The following is a 16,541-nucleotide window of genomic DNA, read 5'->3' on the forward strand; positions in this document are numbered from 1 at the left end:
GTCTGGCACAGCCGGTCTGCCACTGCGCGCGGATGCCGACGGCGCATGCCGTATCATTCCTTCTGTGCGAGCCAGAATCGCTGTTCGAGCGGCCGCTAATGACCACAACGGCCTTGAATCTGGCGTGACCCCGCTCATTTGCGCATTTGGGCGACGACGCCAGGGCGGTGATATCGAAGGCTCAAAAATGAAAACGCTGATCGGCGCGCTGCAAGAGCACGCAGCCCACGTGGTGAACCGCTTCTACGAGGAGTTGGGCCGTCTGCCCAAATCCCGCCGCATTCTCGAAATGCTCTCGAGTACGGAACTCGCGCACCTGAAGGCGCGCCAGGTCCAGAATCTCCTCGCCCTCGCCAACCTTGGCCTCACCGCGCGCGAACACGAGGAAATGGCGCAGCGTATTGGCCGCATTCACGCCATTGTCGGGCTCGACAAGGAAGAACTCGTGCGCAGCCGCGGCATTCTGCAGGAGTTGATCTACGCGGACGTTGGCCGAACCGTGAGCACGCAGCAGCTTTCGCTCTATGCGCGCCGCCTGACTTCCGACCTCGCGTGGCAACTCAAGGCGTATCAGGCCGTGCAGGATTCGCAGCAGGAGGCGCTGTTGCGCATCACGCGTCTTGTGTGGGAAGCGGGCAGCTACACGAATTTCATCGATCAGGTGATCGCCGCGCTGGCGGCGCACGACGAAGTGAGCGCCTGCGCCATCGGCCGTCCCGACGAAGCGGGTATTTTTCACTTCGAGGCCGGCGCGGGCGGCAAGACGAAAGGCGGGATGCTTTACGTGCTTGCCGGGCACGATCAGGCAATCAGCGTGCGCGCCGATCATCCGCAAGGGCAGGGCGCCATTGGGCGCGCGTGGCGCAGCGGCAAGCCGGAGCGCGTGGTCAACTACCAGACCGAGCCGCTCGTTGCGGCGTGGCGCGATCTCGCGGATCGCGAAGGCGTGCGCTCTTCGGTGGCGATTCCGCTGGCCGCGCCCGGGCAGCCGCCGCTCGCCGTGCTGTGTTTGTATAGCGCGTTTCCGGGCGGCTTCGTCGGGCCCGATCAGGTGGCTTTCGTCGATTTGCTGCAAACGTTGCTCGGCTGCGCGGCGATGCGCATAGCCGCCCACGACGGCCTGAGCGCCGCGGTGCCGGTGAGCGTGCGCCAGCAGTGGGCGGCGCTCGTGCGCACCGGCGCGCTGGAAATGCACTACCAGCCGCTGCTCAGCCTCGCAACGGGCAAGGCGACCAAGGTCGAAGCGCTGGCGCGCCTGCGTGACGGCGAGCGCCTGCTCGTACCCGACGAGTTTCTCTCGGCGCTCGCTTCCGACGATCTGCTCGCGCTCTTCGCGCGCGGCATCGATCAGGCGCTCGCCGACCGCGAACGCTGGTACGCCGAAGGCCGCGATCTCGATGTCTCGATCAACCTGCCGCCTGCGGCGCTCAACGACATCCGCTATTTCGAAGCCACCCGCACGGCGCTCGCCGCGCACCGTTGCCCGGCTGCGCGCCTCACGCTCGAAGTTCTGGAAAACGAATCACTCTCGCTAAGCCAGGGGCAGCGCGCCATTCTCGCGAAGTTCCGTGAGCTAGGCGTGCTGCTCGCGCAGGACGATCTCGGTGCCGGGCATAGCGGCCTCACGCGCCTGCGTGAATTGCCGTTCGACTGGATCAAGCTCGACCGCGAAATGGTGCAGGTGAGCGGCGACGGCGCGCTCAATACGCTGCGCGTGATCTATCAGTTGACGCGTCTGGGGCATTCGCTGGGCAGGCTCGTGCTGGCCGAAGGCATCGACACGCTCGACCTGCTGCATGCGCTCGCCATTCTCGGCGTCGACGGCGCGCAGGGCTATGTCATCGGCAAGCCGATGGAAGGCGCGCGCCTCATCGAATGGCTCGACACGACGCCGACCTTCGCCGCACCCTCTGAGCGCGGCGCAGGAACGGAAAGCCTGCTAGCACGGCTTGCTCGCTTCGTGATCTGGGAAGAGCGCATGCTCATGATCGCGGCCGTGCCCGAAGCGGCGCAAGAACTGCTGCGCGCGTTGACGCTCGAAGAGGGCGTCAGTGCACCGCTCGCTCACTCGCTGGCAGGCTTCGGCGCCATTCTGCCTGCGGGCGCACAACGCGACGCGTTGCATCGGCAAGTGGTCGGCGCGCTGTTGACTGAAGGCCCGAACAGCGAAGCGTGGCGCGTTGCGCTGAACGGGCTGATCGACGCCATTGCGGCGGCCGGGTAGCGCAGGGCGTCAATCCTGCAACGCTAGCGCCACATCGCTTTGCGTGGCCGACGACTGCTTGCGCTGGAGCACCGCGATACACACCAGCGAAATGGCAGCAAGCGCGCTGTAGAACAGCGCCAGCGGCCACCACTGACCCGGATAGTCATGCGCGAGCAGCGTGCCGACGAGCGGCGTGAGACCGCCCGCGAGCGCAGCGCAACATTGGTAGGAGATCGAAATAGCCGAGTAGCGCACGCGCACCGGGAACGCATTCGTCATGAAACCTGCCATCACCGCGTACGAACTGCACATGCACATCACCGCAATCGCAATGCCAGCCACGATCGCGACAGGCCGGCCGGTAGAGACTAGTACGAACATCGGGTAGGGCGAAATCATGGCCAGCGCCGCAGCCAGGACGAGGAAGCGCCCGGCGCCCACGCGCTGCGCAAACCAGCCGGAAAAGAGCTGCGTAATAAGCTGGATGAACGCGACGACGAACAGACAGTCGAGAATCAAAGCGCGGTCGAGCCCGAGCGTTTGTGTCGTGTAGTTCAGCATGAAGGTGTTGACGAACCACGCGCCCGCCACGCCGATCACATTCGCGCCGAGGCACAGCAGCACCACGCGCCACGAGTCGCGCAGCACTTCGACGATTGGCATCGCGGCGGTGCGGCGCTGCGTCCTGATCGCCTCGAATTCCGGCGATTCGCCCACGCCCGATCGAATCAGCAGACCCACCACGAGGAGCACCGCGCTCGCGATGAATGGCAATCGCCAGCCCCAGGAATAGAGTGCGTCCTTGTCGAGATGCGCAACGCTGCGAAACGCCAGCAGCGCCAGAATCAACCCCGCAGGGCTGCCGAGCTGCGCAAACGAGGCGAGAAACGTGCGCTTTTCCCTGGGCGCATGCTCGCCCGCCATGAGCACCGCACCGCCCCATTCGCCGCCAATTGCGATGCCCTGCGCCACGCGCAGCAGCACGAGCAGCGCCGGTGCAAGCGCGCCTGCGCTCGCATACGTCGGCAAAAAGCCGATGCCCACGGTGCCGACGCCCATGATCGAAAGCGTGGCGACGAGCGCCTTCTTGCGGCCGATGCGGTCGCCCAGATGCCCGAACACAAGCCCGCCGAAGGGGCGCGCGAAAAAGCCCACGGCGAAGGTGCCGAACGAGGCGAGCGTGCTGTAGAACGGCTCGTGGGACGGGAAGAACAGCTTGCCGAAGATGAGCGCCGACGCGGTGGCGTAGATATAAAAGTCGTACCACTCGATGGTGGTGCCGACGAAGGCGGCGAGCGAGGCGCGGGCGGGCTGGCGCGCAGATTTACCGTTGGGGCGGGTCATGCATGTCTCCTTGATCGGGATGAGCCGGCTCGAGCCGGTCTGTATTCCGTTGGGTTGGATCGAACGCTAGGCGCTTACGGTCGTTTCGGGATCCTTGACAATGCCGGCTTCGAAAAGCCGTTGCTGGGTGTCGGCGTCGATGCCGAGCGCGTCCATTACTGTTCGCGTGTCGGCGCCGAGCGCGGGAGGGCGCGTGCGATAGGTCGGCGGCGTGCGTGAGAGCTTCACGGGCGCGCCCGTGCCGCGATAGCCTTCCATCTCGACGATCATGCGGCGGTGCTGTGTGTGCGGATGCGCGGCCACGGCGTCGACGGTCTGCACGGGACCGCACGGCACGCCGGTCTGGATCAGGTCGCGCGCCAGTGGCTCGCAATCGTGGGAGACAAGCCGCGCTTCGAGCGCGGCCTTCAGTTCGGGCCGATGCGCGCAGCGGCTGCGGTTGTCGGCGAAACGCGGGTCGTCTGCGAGTTCGGGCACGCCCAAATGCGCGCAGAGCTTCGCGAACTGGCGGTCGTTGCCCACCGCGAGGAAGATCGGCGCGCTGCCGGTGGCATAGCTGTCGTAGGGCGCGATGTTCGGGTGCGCGTTGCCACTGCGCTGCGGCGTGCGGCCATTGCCGAAATAGTTCGGTAGATGCGGATGCAGGAGCGACACGCCGCAATCGTAAAGCGCGATATCCACCGATTGCCCGAGGCCGCTCTTTTCGCGCTCGGCCTGCGCGAGCAGAATGCCCGCGAGCGCGTTCAGGCCCGTGACCATGTCCACGATCGGCAGGCCGATACGCAGCGCGGGGCCGTCGTGCTCGCCATTCACGCTCATGAGGCCCGCCATCGCCTGAATCACGGCGTCGTAGCCGGGCAACCCGCCGAGCGGGCCGTCCGGGCCGAAGCCCGAAATCGCGCAATGAATCAAGCGAGGAAAGCGCGGGCGCAGATCGCGCTCGTAGTCCATGCCCCAGCGCGCGAGCGTGCCCGGCTTGAAGTTTTCGACCAGCACGTCCGCGCCTTCGAGCAACTGCCAGAGAATCGCGCGGCCTTCTTCGCGCGAGAGATCGACGGCGATGCCCTGCTTGTTGCGGTTCACGCCCACGTAGTACGACGCCGTATCGCCGACGAAGGGCGGGCCCCAGCCGCGCGTTTCGTCGCCATCGGGCGGTTCGAGCTTGATGACTTCGGCGCCGTGGTCGGCGAGCGCCTGGGTGCAGTACGGACCGCCCAGCACGCGGCTCAGATCGATCACGCGCAGGCCATGCAGCGCACCGTTCACCTTGATTGATTCGGAATCCTTTGTGGTGTTCATCGTGTGTCGCCTCAGTGTGCCGGGATCAGTTGCATGGCTTGATCGAGCGTCAGCGCTCGTTCGTCCACGAGCGCGCGCAGCGTGGCGGCGTTTGCGTCACGTTCGTCGAGCGCGAGCGGGTCGCGCGGCAGCAGTTTATGGCGCACGAGCAAATGTGCGAGCGCGAGGCGCCGGTAATCAGGGGTGACGTGCGAAATCCGCGCAGCTTCACAGGCCATGATGGCTACCGTCGTGGCGTGGTAGAGCGCACTCGCGGCCTGGCGCACCGATTCGTCGCGGCCGCATTCGGCCACGCTCACGAGCGCCGCGCCCGCACGGTCGAACACGTTGAGCAGGAGCGCTGCACTGGCTTCAGGCAGGCCACTTTCGGCAAGCTCTGCATGCACGTGCTGCGTCAGCGCTTCGAGCGCGCCTTCGCGCTTCGCGGCGCGCGCCACATCGAGCGCGACGATATTGCTCGTGCCTTCCCAGATTGAGCCGAGATGCGCATCACGCACGAGGCGCGGGTCGCTCCATTCCTCGATATAGCCCACGCCGCCGCGCACTTCCATGGCGTCGCCGGTGACGCGGCGCGCGTCGCGGCAGGCGCGGAACTTGATGAGCGGCGTGAGAATGCGCACGCATTTCACCGCGAGTTGGTCGCCTTTATCGGCGCGCGGGAGCAAGGTAGCGATGCGCATGAACATCGAGCGCGCCTGTTCGGCGGGCAGCATCATCTTGAGCAGTTGACGCTGCATGAGCGGCATTTCGATGAGCTTGCGGCCGAACGCCTCGCGGTTGCGCGCCACATGCAGCGCCTCGGTCACGGCGCGGCGCATGAGACCCGCGGCGCGCACCCCGTTCGACAGCCGCGACATGTTGATCATGTCCGCCATCTGATGAAAGCCGCGGCCCACCTCGCCGATCAGGTACGCCTGCGCGCCTTCGAGCACGATCTCGCCGCTCGCCATCGAGCGGCTGCCAAGCTTGTCCTTCAGGCGCACGATGCGATAGGTGTTGCGCGTGCCGTCGGGGAGCGTTTTCGGCAAGAGGAACAAGGCGAGTCCCTTGATGCCTGGAGGCGCATCGTCCGGGCGCGCGAGCACCATCGCGAGATCGGCGTCGGCGTTCGAGCAGAACCACTTGTCGCCGTAAAGACGCCATACGTCCTCGCCATTTGCACTGCGCTCATGCGTGGCGCGTGTGGCGATGCGCGCCACGTCCGAGCCCGCTGCCTGCTCGGTCATGAACATCGCGCCCTGGTAGAGCGTGTCGAAGTCCTGCGAGGCGAGCATCGGCAAGTAGCGCGCAATGAGTTCAGGCGAACCGAAGCGGCGCAGCGTGCGCGTGAGTGAATCGGTCATGCTCACGGGGCAGCACAGGCCGAACTCGGCCTGCACGAACAAATAGGTGAGCGCATATTTGACGAGCGGCGCGGGCGCGTTCTCGCGATGGCTCATGGCCGCGAGGCCAAGCTCCGCATAGGCGACGCGTTCGAGCGCGACATAGTCGGGATGCTTGTCGATGCGCTGGATCGCTTCGCCGCTGCGCGTGCGCTGTTCGAGCGTGGGCGGGTGCTTGTCGGCGACTAGCGCGAGCGCATCGAGTTCGTCGGAGGCGCGCTGGCCGAGGGCGACCAGCCGCGCTTCGATCGCGCCGAATGCGGCGTCGCCGAGATAGCTGCGCAAAAGGGGCGCGAAGCCGGGGTCGCTCGTGTAGAAGTTGATGCCGCGGCTGTCGGGAATGTTGGCCGAGCCGCTGGCCGGGGTGGCCGCGTGGGCCGGGCGCGTCGGGGTGGCGAAGGCGGGGCGGTCGCTCATCGTGTGCTGTCTCCGTGCTGTTTTGCTATGCGATTCGGCCTAGCTTAGGCGCGGCTTCGATAACGGTCCAATACAACCGATGTCATGTACGATAAGCGCTGTTTATCGATGAAACTTCGAAGGAGCCCGCCATGGAACTCAAGCAACTGCGCTATTTCGTGGCCGTAGCCGAAGAACTCCACTTCGGGCGCGCTGCGCGCCGGCTCTTCATTTCGCAGCCGGCGCTGAGCTTCGACATCCGCAAGTTCGAGGAGCAGCTAGGCGTGCAGCTGCTCGAACGTACCAACAAGGCCGTGGCGCTGACCAACGCGGGCAACGTGCTGCTCGAAGAGGCGCGGCGACTGCTGGAGCAGGCCGACGAAGTGCGGCGCATCGCGGCGCGCTCCGCGCACGGGCTGGCGGGGCGGCTGCGCATCGGCTTCGTCAATTCGATGCTCTATCGCGGGTTGCCGGAGGCGGTGCGCCGTTTCGAGGCCGATCATCCCGCCGTGGAAGTGGTGCTGCGCGAGATGAACACGGCCGAGCAGGTGCAGGCGCTGCAGCGCCTGCAGATCGATCTGGGCTTCGCGCACTGGGGGCGCTTTCCAGCCGAGGTGCAATCGGAGGTGCTGTTTTCCGAGCCGTTTCTGTGCTGCCTGCCGGAAGGGCACAAGCTTGCGCGCAGGCGGCGTATCGAACTTGGCATGCTCGCGCGCGAACCGTTCATCCTGTTTCCGCGCTCGGTGTCGCCGCATTATCACGACCAGATCATCGCGACCTGTGTGGAGGCCGGTTTCAGCCCGCAGATTCGCCACGAGGCGCGGCTTTGGCAAACCGTCGTTACGATGGTGGAGTTCGGCATGGGCGTCGCGCTCGTACCCGCCGCGCTCGGGGCGACGGGCGGCGGCCGCGTGGTGTTCAGGCCGTTGGCTAGCAATCCTTATGAATCGCAGGTGCTAAGGCTCGTGCGCGTTGGAGAGGCAAATGCGCTGGCGCAGGGGTTTGCAGGCTATCTCGGGGGGCGAAAAGAAAACAGGGCGGCCGCCACACCGCCCCGGGCTTGAGCGCGAGGTCTCAACCGCAGGTCCCGATCTCTCCGCACGCCGTGCAGAAGTCGCACCCATCTTTGCGGATCACCGCATTCGCGCCGCACGAACCGCACTTGCGGCCGAGCATCGCATGGGCAAACGTGTGCTGCGCATCGGCGGGCAGCGCGTTGTCGCCATCCAGCACCTGGTCGCCGGGCTGCTCCGCGCCGGCCCGCGCGTTGCCGGTGAATTGCGTAGCAAGCGCACCGTCACGCCGTTGCGCGAGCAGCCGCGACGGCACCTGCCGCCCCTCGGCGTCGAGAAAGCCGCGCCGATGGAGGATCTGCTGGATCGCGTAGGCGATGGCGGCGACTTCGGAGTCGTGCCATAGCGGAATGCGCCGCCCGTCGAGGCGTTGCGTCTCGCCATAGCGCACCTGGCCGCGATCCCACGAGACCTTGCGCAAGTCCTGCAAGTTGCGCGCGACGAAGCCGCCGCGCGCCGCGAGCGAGAGCGAACGCATGGTCGCGGTGATCCATTGCTGCTGCTCGTCGCGCTGGCCCACGGGAATGAAGAATTCGATAGGCCGCTCGATCGTCACCGCTTCGCCGCCCACCTGGCCTGTCACTTCGAGGAAAGACACCGCGACGTAGAGCGACACCTTGCCCGTTTGCGTGATGTACTCGATTTTCTCGATCACGGCGGGCAACTCGCCCTTGGGCCGATGGTCGATCGCGACGCGCAGCGGGTCGAGCAGTGCGTCGCCGAGCGCGTCGTCGGCAGTTGCCACCGCTTCGGGAGGCAGCGTTTGCAGCACCGCGCCAAGCGTCTCGTTGGGCCGGTAGGTCGCGAGTCCCTTGAGGCCGCGCCGCCATGCGTCGAGATAGAGATTCTCGAAGTCTTCGAACGGATAGTCGGCGGGGACGTTGACGGTCTTGGAGATCGACGTATCGACGTACGGCTGCACGGCCGCCATCATCGCCACGTGTTCCTGCGCGCTCATTTCCAGCGCGCTCACGAAATACGCGGGCAGGGCGTTCATGTCGCCGCCCAGTTCGCGGTACACGCGCCACGCGTGGTCTTCGACGTTGAACGTTTCGCGGCTGCCGTCAGCCATGCGGCGCGTGCGCTGATAAGTCCACGAGAACGCGGGCTCGATGCCGTTCGAGACATTGTCGGCGAATGCGAGGCTCACCGTGCCCGTGGGCGCGATGGAAAGCAGATGGCTGTTGCGGATGCCGTGCGCGCGGATCTCGGCCTTGAGGTCGTCGGGCAGGCGTGAGGCGAAGGTGCCTTCTTCGAGGTACGTCTTCGCGTCGAAGAGTGGGAAAGCGCCGCGCTCTTGCGCCAGTTCGACCGACGCGCGATAGGCGGCGTCGCGCATCGTGCGTCCCACGCGCGCGCCGAATGCGCAGCCTTCGGGCGAGTTGTAGCGGATGCCGAGCATCACGAGCGTGTCGCCGAGTCCCGTGAAGCCCACGCCGATACGGCGCTTGGCCGCCGCTTCAGCCTGCTGCTCGGTCAGCGGCCAGAGCGTGGCGTCGAGCACGTCGTCCAGAAAGCGCACCTGGATGCGCGTGCGTTCGGCAAGCTGATTCCAGTCGAAATCTGCCTTGCCCCCGCGCAGTTGTGCGAACGGTTCGGTTACGAAGCGCGTCAGGTCGAGCGGCCCGAGGTTGCAGCAACCATAGGCGGGAAGCGGCTGCTCGCCGCACGGGTTGGTCGCGCGGATGCTCTCGAGCGCGCGCAGATTGTTGTCCTCATTCATGCGCGAAATGAACACCACGCCAGGCTCGGCCACATCGTAGGTCGAGCGCATGATCGTGTCCCACAGCGCGCGGGCGCGCGTTTCGGCGTAGACCCACAGGCCGTCGTCGCGGCGCTGCAGGTCGCCCGATGCGCGCAGCGCGGGCGAGGGTTCGGCGCGATGGACGAGTTGCCAGGGCGCGTCGTTTTCCACGGCGCGCATGAACTCGTCGGTCACCGCGACCGAGACGTTGAAGTTGTTCCAGCGCCCCTTCGAGTGCTTGGCCTCGATGAATTCGGGCAGGTCGGGGTGATCGCAGTCGAGCACGGCCATCTGCGCGCCGCGCCGCGAGCCCGCGCTTTCCACGGTGCGGCACGAGGCGTCGAACACGTCGATATAGCTGCACGGGCCCGATGCGCTCGATCCCGTCGACTTCACGTGTGCGCCGCGCGGCCGGATCGCCGAAAAGTTGTAGCCCACGCCTCCGCCGCGCCGCATGGTCTCGGCGGCCTGTAGCAGCGCGACGTAGATGCCCGGGCGGCCCTCGTCGTCCACGCCCTGGATGCTGTCGCCCACCGGCTGCACGAAGCAGTTGATCAGCGTGGCTTCGATGCCGGCGCCCGCCGCGCTCATGATCCGCCCCGCGCCGAGCGCGCCGTTGCGCAGGTTGTCGACGAAACGCGCCTCGACCTCGGCGCGCAGCGCGGGCGGCTCGACCTGCGCGACGCCGCGCGCGACGCGGCGGTAGACGTCGTCGGCGGTTTGCTCATCGCCTTTGGCGTACTTCTCGAGCATCACGTCGAGCGAGAACTGCTGCGGGGGAAACGGAAGCGGGGGCGTGTTTTCTGCCATGGCCGGGCCTCGCGAAGCGCCGCGCGGGCGGCGTCGGTTGATGGGCGTTGGAACGGGGTTTGCAGCGCTGCGGCTGTGCCGCGACCGTTCAACCTTACCCCAGCGGCGCCCGGCGTGCACGGCGACGCGAGCGCGCATGCGGCGGCGCCGGAGCATGCCGGCGTCGCGGCGGCCAGGGCGGGTCTGCGGTTACACTGCTTGCGCCTGCACGCGGGCACCGGATGTGGAGACGGCAGAGGAGACTAGATGACGAACGAAACGGCGCCCGTGGTCTACCGCGACACGGTGCGCGCGGAGTGGGTCGATTACAACGGCCACCTGCGCGACGCGTTCTACATGCTGATCTACAGCTACGCGACCGACGCGCTGCTCGACGCCATCGGGCTCGATGCGGCCGTGCGGGATGCGCGCGGCCGGTCGATGTACACGCTGGAGGCGCACCTGAACTATCTCCGCGAGATCAAGGAGGGCGCGCAGGTGCGCGTCGACGTCCGGGTGATCGAGCACGACGCGAAACGCGTGCGCCTGTATCTGGAGATGTTCGCGGGCGATCTTGACGATGCGGGGGCGTTGCCCGTCTCGGCGAGCGAGCAATTGCTCTTGCACGTCGACCGCTCGGGCCCGCGCGCAGCGGCTTTCGACGCCGATGTGCTCGCGCGGGTGGCGGCGTTATGCGCTGCATCGGCGGGCTTTGCGCCGCGCCATGCTGCGCGGGCTATTTCGCTCGCGCCTCGTTGAGGGCGCTCGGGCGACGTCGCTGCGCTTACTTCGCCAGTTCAGCGCCGATGAGGTCGCCGAACACTTCGGCTGCGATCATGACGGAGGCATTGAGCGGGGCGGGGCGTTCGGCCGGCTTGAACACGGCGTCGCCGCGGCGGATCTTGCGGCGCGACACGGCGCAGGTGCCCGAAGAATGCGCCGAGCGGCGGCGCCAGCGCTGTTCGCCATAATGGCAGCGCCCGGGTTCGACCCAGCGGATTACCAGCGCCGTATCCGTCTGCTCGAGTATCTCGATACGCTCACCGTTGGCTCCGTCAAGCGAGAGGCACGCTTTTTTCTTCATTGTCGGCTCCGTAAGTGTGGTGCCGCGAATTTAGTCCTGTGCGCTGACAAGTGCCATTCTGTCGCCGTTGAAACACCATTCCATTATTAGCAACAATCGCCCTGCGACACGTAGTGATTAACGAAGGAATGGGGGTTTGCGGCTGATTAGGGTCGACATCTCGAATTTGTGCAACGCACTGTTGTACGTAATGCGACATCGAGTGGCCCGAAAACGGATGCCTGGAGGGCGTTCCGGGGTGGGGACGGAACGGCTGGGACGGATGTGAATCTGAGGAAAGACTGGCCCGGTTCGCTTGACTTGCTGCACCGCGTTGGCTTGCTGTACTGGCTGCGCCGCCAGAAACCCGAGCACTTGTTTTTGAATTTTCACGAGGTTACATGATTCATCGTCCGCCTGCTCCGAACTCCGCACACGAGCAGAAAATCCAGCGCGCCGCCTCCGCGGTGCTGTTCGCCACGCTCGTGCTGCTGGCGCTGTGGATCGTGCGCGAGTTCCTGCCCGCCGTGGCCTGGGCGAGCGTCTTTGCCATCGTGCTGTGGCCCGCCTATCAGGCGATCGAGCGCCGCACCTGGTTCAAGGGCCGCAAGACGCTGATCGCCACGCTGCTCACGGCGGCGGTCGGCCTGCTCGTGCTCCTGCCGATCGCCGTCACGGCCATTCAGGCGGGCGGCGAGGCGCACGAACTGTACCTCTGGCTGCGCGACGCCCAGGAGAGCGGCGTGCCGGTGCCCGACTTCGTTTCGCATCTGCCGGTGGGCAGCCGCCAGGTGAGCGACTGGTGGCAGGCCAATCTCACCCAGCCGCTCAAGGCTTCACCGGCCATGAAGAGCCTGCACGGCGACACGATTGCCTCGTTCGGCCGCCACTTCGGTGCGCGCGCCGCCCACGCCACGATGACGTTCGGCTTCATGCTCGTCACGCTGTTCGTGATTTTCCGGGCGGGCCCGCGCCTTTCAGCCACGGTGATGCGCGGTGCGCGCCGCGCCTTCGGCGCCGATGGTGCGCAGCTCCTGCAGCGCATGGCCGCCGCCGTGCGCGCCACGGTTACGGGGCTCGTGGTCGTGGGGCTGGGCGAGGGCGTGCTGCTGGCCGCCGCCTATATCGCGACCGGCGTGCCCCACGCGGCGCTGCTCGGCACCGTGACCGCCATCGCGGCCATGCTTCCGTTTTGCGCGCCCATCGTGTTCTGCGGCGCGGCGCTGTGGCTCGTCATTCAGGGTTCGTTGATCGCCGCTGCCGCGCTCGCGGTCTGGGGATTCGTGGTGGTGTTCGTCGCCGAGCATTTCGTGCGGCCCGTGCTGATCGGCAATTCCACGCGCCTGCCGTTTCTGCTCGTGCTGTTCGGCATTCTGGGCGGGGCGACGACCTTCGGCCTAATCGGCATCTTCATCGGCCCGGCGCTCATGACTGTGCTGATGGTGCTTTGGGTGAACTGGGCGGAGTGACGCTCACTGCGCCGCGAGGCGCCCCACGCGCCGCGCTCAGCGGAAGCAGGCAAGCGTGTACTTGAGCGCGGCAGGCAGCAGTTCACGCCACACCGGCCACACGTGGCCGCCGTCCACGATGCGCAGCGCCGCCGTATTGCCCGCTTCGCGCAGCCGTGTGTAGAGCAGCGACGACTCGGCCTGGATCACGAGGTCGTCGTCGCCGGCGGCGATGAAGAACGGTACGCGCCAGGGGCGCGCGAAATACGGCTTCCAGAGTGCCGGATAGTTGAGCGTGCGCCAGATCTGCGCGTCGAACTGATGATCGCCGAACACGCCCACGTGACGCGCCGCCGAGCTGGGCGGCGGGTCGCCCGCGTAGACCGCCGGCGAAAGCAGCAGCGCGCCGCAGAACATGTCGGGGTGCTCCAGCGTGTAGCGCAGTGCGCCGAACCCGCCCATCGACACGCCGCCGATCGCGCGTGCGTCGCGCGCATCGTCCACCGCGAAGTGCGACTCGATCTCGGGCAGCAGGTCCTCGAAGAACGCCGTCTCCATTTTTTCCTTGCGGTCGACGTACCAGTCGGTGCCGCCCTGCGGCATCACGATCACTACTGGCGGGATCTCGTGACGGGCGATCAGCGTGTCGGCGGTGGTCTGGAGCTGGCCTTGCGTGATCCAGTCCATGGGCTCGCCGTTGTTGCCATGCAGGAGATAGAGCACTGGGTAGCGGCCCTGGTCGGCGCGATAGCCGTTCGGCAGGTACACCACATAGGGCCAGTCGCGGTTGAGCGCCGCCGCGTGGAACGTGCGGACCGCAATCGTGCTCGCAGCAGCAGGCGCCGCCGGCGTGACGAATGCCGCGCATGAAAGTGCGAGCGGGAGCAGCACGGTGCGAAGGAGTCTGCGCATGGCAGGGACATCGAGGACGGTGGCGCGCCGGCGGCGCGGGGTCATCATGCTAGCAGCCGTTCGTGCGCGCCGGAAGCCGTGACTGGCGAGCCGTCGCGCAGTTCACTGGCTGCGAACGGCGTCGTTTCAGGCGGCAGCTTTGGCGCGCGAAGGCAGCAGACGCTTGAGCGGGTCGGACGCACGCGCGACGAGCAGCAGCGCGGTGATCGCGACGGCGTCGGCGCACAGGCCGAGCGGCACGTTCAGATAGCCGTCGGTGTACCAGTAGAGCACGGAATCGACCGTGAGCGAAATCACGGCGCCGGCCACGAACGAGAGCATCCCCTTGCGGCCGACCAGGCCCACCCAAGGCAGCGCATGCGCCACGCGCTTCGCCCAGCCGAGCCGGATGACATGCGCCGTGAGCCACGCGACGCCAAGGAAGTTGAGCGCGCGGAACCATGCGAGATTGCGCTTGAAGTCGCCGTCGAGCGCGACGTTGCCGAGCTGCAGGCGATAGATCGCGGCGCCCGCCACGACGGTAAGCGCGGCGAGCGTCACAAGCGTGCCGAAACGGTGTGCGCTCACCCGCTGGAACACGGGTTGCGCCTGCGCGATCACGCCGAGCACGAACATCAGTTGCCAGGCGAACGGGTTGAAGTCCCATTGCACGTCTTCGACGTGTGGCAACCACGGCGCCAGGTGCGGAGCGGCGCCCCAGAGCGCGAGGCTTACGGCCAGCAGCAGCCACGGCCGCGAGCGCGCGAGCGGCAGTGCGAGCGGTGCGACGAGGGCGAAGCAGGCGTACATCGGCAGCACGCCGGCCAGATAGGGCTGGCGGCGCAGCAGCACGATGTCGCGCAACGCGGCGGCAGGCGCGAGCGTGAGATCGTCGAGATCGGTGGTGGCGAGGTTGGGCGCATCCACGTTGCACGCAACGAGAATCGCGGTGACGAGCAGCATCAACAGCGCCGTCACGACGAACGCGCGGTAGATCTCGAATGCACGCTTGATGAAGCGCTGCCGCGCCGCGGCTTCAGTGTGACGCGCGCAGAGCGTGGCCCACGCGGTGGCTGTGGCGAAGCCGCCGAGGAAGACGAACACTTCGGCGGCGTCGCACAGTGCGTAGGCGTGGAGCGTGACGCGCGAGACGATGCTGCCGCCGATGTGATCGACGACGATGATGAGCAGGACGAGGCCGCGGAAGAAATCGAGTTCGACTAGACGGTTGGATGACTTTGACATGTTGGGGCAGGAGGCCTGGCCGGCTTGGGGCGCACGAGGCAGCCGATGAGGCAGACGGGCCGGGCGGGCAGATGCTGGAAGTACCTACCAGGAAAAATCAGGAAATCAGCAATTCGGGCGAAGTTCGCGGGGCGTCAGGCGCCACGAACCGTGCAGCACCACCAGGGTGGTTGCACGGCAAGCGCAGGAAAAGACCTGACGAATACGCAAGGGTTCCCGTGAGATTCGGGTTTACGTTGACGCCGCCGATACTACCGCAATTTCAAATGCCTTTCAGTGGGCGCAGCCGTTGCGCCGTTCAAGATTCCGGGGCATGTGCCGATAAGGCAGGGGAAGGGGCACGACCGTGCTGACGCGGCAGACGCCGCGCCGACGGGGGTTTGGGCGCTTCCACCTGGCCCTTTTGGCAACGATTCGTGGGGCGAGAATTCGCGTATTTAACAGTTGTTTCAAAGTGTTCTCCCTGGGCTGATTCAGAGGAGTTGCGCTTTACAATGCCGGATCGATTTTGAGATGGCACGCTCGTTCGTTATCGCAGCGATGGCGTGCATTGAATGTTTATCGCTTCGGGATGCAGTCGATTTAGACGCAGATCGAAGCGGCCCGGCGCAGGCAAGCTGGAGCGCCAGGAGGGCGGGAGCGCGGCATACGCAGCAGACCGTCCAGGCTCCACTCGCTGCATCGCACGGCGGCAGGTGCCGCAGGAGAGAGCAATGTTCGAAGACGATCGTATCGGTCAGCGCACCAACGGTCTCAAAGGGTTCTGGGCCGCGTTGGGACTCGCGGCCCTGCTGGGCGGCTGTGCCAACATGAACCAGCAGGAGCCGCAACAGCCGCAGCCCGATACGGCGGCAGCGGCGACCCCGGCTTCGGATGCAACGAGTGCCGACGCCAGCGCGCAACAGGCGGCGAGTGCACCCGTGACGCGCGTCGTCACGAAAACGACGTACGTGCGCGTGCGCCGCGGCGACACGCTTGCGCGCATTGCGCAAAAGCACAGCGTTTCGGTCAAGGACCTGACCGCCTGGAATCATCTGAAGCCGAACGGGCATTTGCGCACGGGTCAGTCGATCAAGCTGGTTTCGAAGCAGACGATCACCGTTCAGGTGGCCGCGCCGCAGGCTGGCGGCGCGACGGCGAACTCCACCGCGAACTCAGCCGGAAACCGCCAGGTTGCCGCCGAAGTGGCGCGTCATGCGAACAGCGTCGCGCTCGTGTGGCCGGCGCATGGCCGCGTGGTCGAACCGTTCGCGCCGGGCACGACGCGCGGCATCGAGATTGCGGGCAAGGCCGGCGACCCGGTGATCGCCGCCGCCGACGGCAAGGTCATGTACGCGGGCACGGGCCTGAACGAGTACGGCAGCCTGATCATCGTCCAGCACAACAAGGATTTCCTCACGGCCTATTCGCACAATCGCCGTCTGCTCGTGAAGACCGGCGACACGGTACACCAGGGCCAGCAGATCGCCGAGATGGGTAGCGAAAACAACGACCGCGTGGCGGTGCTGTTCGAGGTGCGCCGCGACGGGAAACCCGTGGATCCGATGCCGTATCTGCCTTCGTCGCCGCAAGGTTGAATACGGCGCGCGGCGTTGCGTTTCTAGTGTCGAGTTCTCCGGCAGTAGTTGGAGCAACACTGCCATAAAGCAAAACCGCCCTGA

Annotated in this window: 12 protein-coding genes; 5 read left to right on the top strand and 7 right to left on the bottom strand. The window is 66.4% G+C overall.

Annotated features, from left to right (window positions below; genetic code table 11):
• Nucleotides 1–187: 187 nt before the first annotated feature.
• Nucleotides 188–2,224 carry an EAL domain-containing protein gene (locus tag L0U83_RS17285; protein WP_233884959.1) on the top strand — a complete coding sequence of 679 codons (2,037 nt, stop codon included), beginning with the start codon at nt 188–190 and terminating at the stop codon, nt 2,222–2,224.
• 9 nt (nt 2,225–2,233) lie between these two features.
• Here the strand turns inward: L0U83_RS17285 and L0U83_RS17290 are convergent, their stop codons facing one another.
• The 3 genes from L0U83_RS17290 to L0U83_RS17300 form a co-directional block, all read right to left on the bottom strand.
• Nucleotides 2,234–3,550, bottom strand: coding sequence for an MFS transporter (locus L0U83_RS17290; RefSeq protein WP_233884961.1), 1,317 nt, complete (start codon nt 3,548–3,550; stop codon nt 2,234–2,236).
• Between the two features lie 66 nt (nt 3,551–3,616).
• Complete coding sequence (locus L0U83_RS17295) at nt 3,617–4,849, bottom strand: CaiB/BaiF CoA transferase family protein (protein ID WP_233884964.1); 1,233 nt, start codon at nt 4,847–4,849, stop codon at nt 3,617–3,619.
• An 11-nt stretch (nt 4,850–4,860) separates the two neighbouring features.
• The gene (locus tag L0U83_RS17300; protein ID WP_233884967.1) at nt 4,861–6,648 is read right to left on the bottom strand and encodes an acyl-CoA dehydrogenase family protein; all 1,788 of its coding nucleotides are present in this window, start codon (nt 6,646–6,648) and stop codon (nt 4,861–4,863) included.
• A 131-nt stretch (nt 6,649–6,779) separates the two neighbouring features.
• Between L0U83_RS17300 and L0U83_RS17305 the strand changes: the two genes are divergently transcribed.
• Nucleotides 6,780–7,691 carry a LysR family transcriptional regulator gene (locus L0U83_RS17305; protein ID WP_233884970.1) on the top strand — a complete coding sequence of 304 codons (912 nt, stop codon included), beginning with the start codon at nt 6,780–6,782 and terminating at the stop codon, nt 7,689–7,691.
• A gap of 10 nt (nt 7,692–7,701) precedes the next feature.
• Here L0U83_RS17305 and L0U83_RS17310 read toward each other — a convergent pair whose 3' ends face one another.
• Nucleotides 7,702–10,254, bottom strand: a complete 2,553-nt coding sequence (locus L0U83_RS17310) for an adenosylcobalamin-dependent ribonucleoside-diphosphate reductase (RefSeq protein WP_233884972.1) — start codon at nt 10,252–10,254, stop codon at nt 7,702–7,704.
• A gap of 246 nt (nt 10,255–10,500) precedes the next feature.
• Between L0U83_RS17310 and L0U83_RS17315 the strand changes: the two genes are divergently transcribed.
• Nucleotides 10,501–10,992, top strand: coding sequence for a thioesterase family protein (locus L0U83_RS17315; protein ID WP_233884975.1), 492 nt, complete (start codon nt 10,501–10,503; stop codon nt 10,990–10,992).
• A gap of 25 nt (nt 10,993–11,017) precedes the next feature.
• On the opposite strand, the gene L0U83_RS17320 is transcribed toward L0U83_RS17315, so the two are convergent.
• Nucleotides 11,018–11,317 carry a DUF3331 domain-containing protein gene (locus L0U83_RS17320; RefSeq protein WP_028205587.1) on the bottom strand — a complete coding sequence of 100 codons (300 nt, stop codon included), beginning with the start codon at nt 11,315–11,317 and terminating at the stop codon, nt 11,018–11,020.
• 380 nt (nt 11,318–11,697) lie between these two features.
• Here L0U83_RS17320 and L0U83_RS17325 point away from each other — a divergent pair, with 380 nt between their 5' ends.
• The gene (locus tag L0U83_RS17325; protein ID WP_233884977.1) at nt 11,698–12,765 is read left to right on the top strand and encodes an AI-2E family transporter; all 1,068 of its coding nucleotides are present in this window, start codon (nt 11,698–11,700) and stop codon (nt 12,763–12,765) included.
• 36 nt (nt 12,766–12,801) lie between these two features.
• Here L0U83_RS17325 and L0U83_RS17330 read toward each other — a convergent pair whose 3' ends face one another.
• Both L0U83_RS17330 and L0U83_RS17335 read right to left on the bottom strand, forming a co-directional pair.
• On the bottom strand, nt 12,802–13,656 hold the full coding sequence (locus L0U83_RS17330; RefSeq protein ID WP_233884978.1) for an alpha/beta hydrolase: 855 nt from the start codon (nt 13,654–13,656) through the stop codon (nt 12,802–12,804).
• Between the two features lie 126 nt (nt 13,657–13,782).
• A complete protein-coding gene (locus tag L0U83_RS17335; RefSeq protein WP_233884979.1) occupies nt 13,783–14,880 on the bottom strand; it encodes an OpgC domain-containing protein in 1,098 nt (365 codons plus the stop codon).
• A gap of 713 nt (nt 14,881–15,593) precedes the next feature.
• On the opposite strand from L0U83_RS17335, the gene L0U83_RS17340 reads away from it, so the two are divergent.
• Nucleotides 15,594–16,457, top strand: a complete 864-nt coding sequence (locus L0U83_RS17340) for a peptidoglycan DD-metalloendopeptidase family protein (protein ID WP_233884984.1) — start codon at nt 15,594–15,596, stop codon at nt 16,455–16,457.
• Nucleotides 16,458–16,541 lie beyond the last annotated feature (84 nt).

The sequence above is a fragment of the Paraburkholderia flagellata genome (assembly GCF_021390645.1).
GTDB classification, from domain to species: Bacteria; Pseudomonadota; Gammaproteobacteria; order Burkholderiales; family Burkholderiaceae; genus Paraburkholderia; species Paraburkholderia flagellata.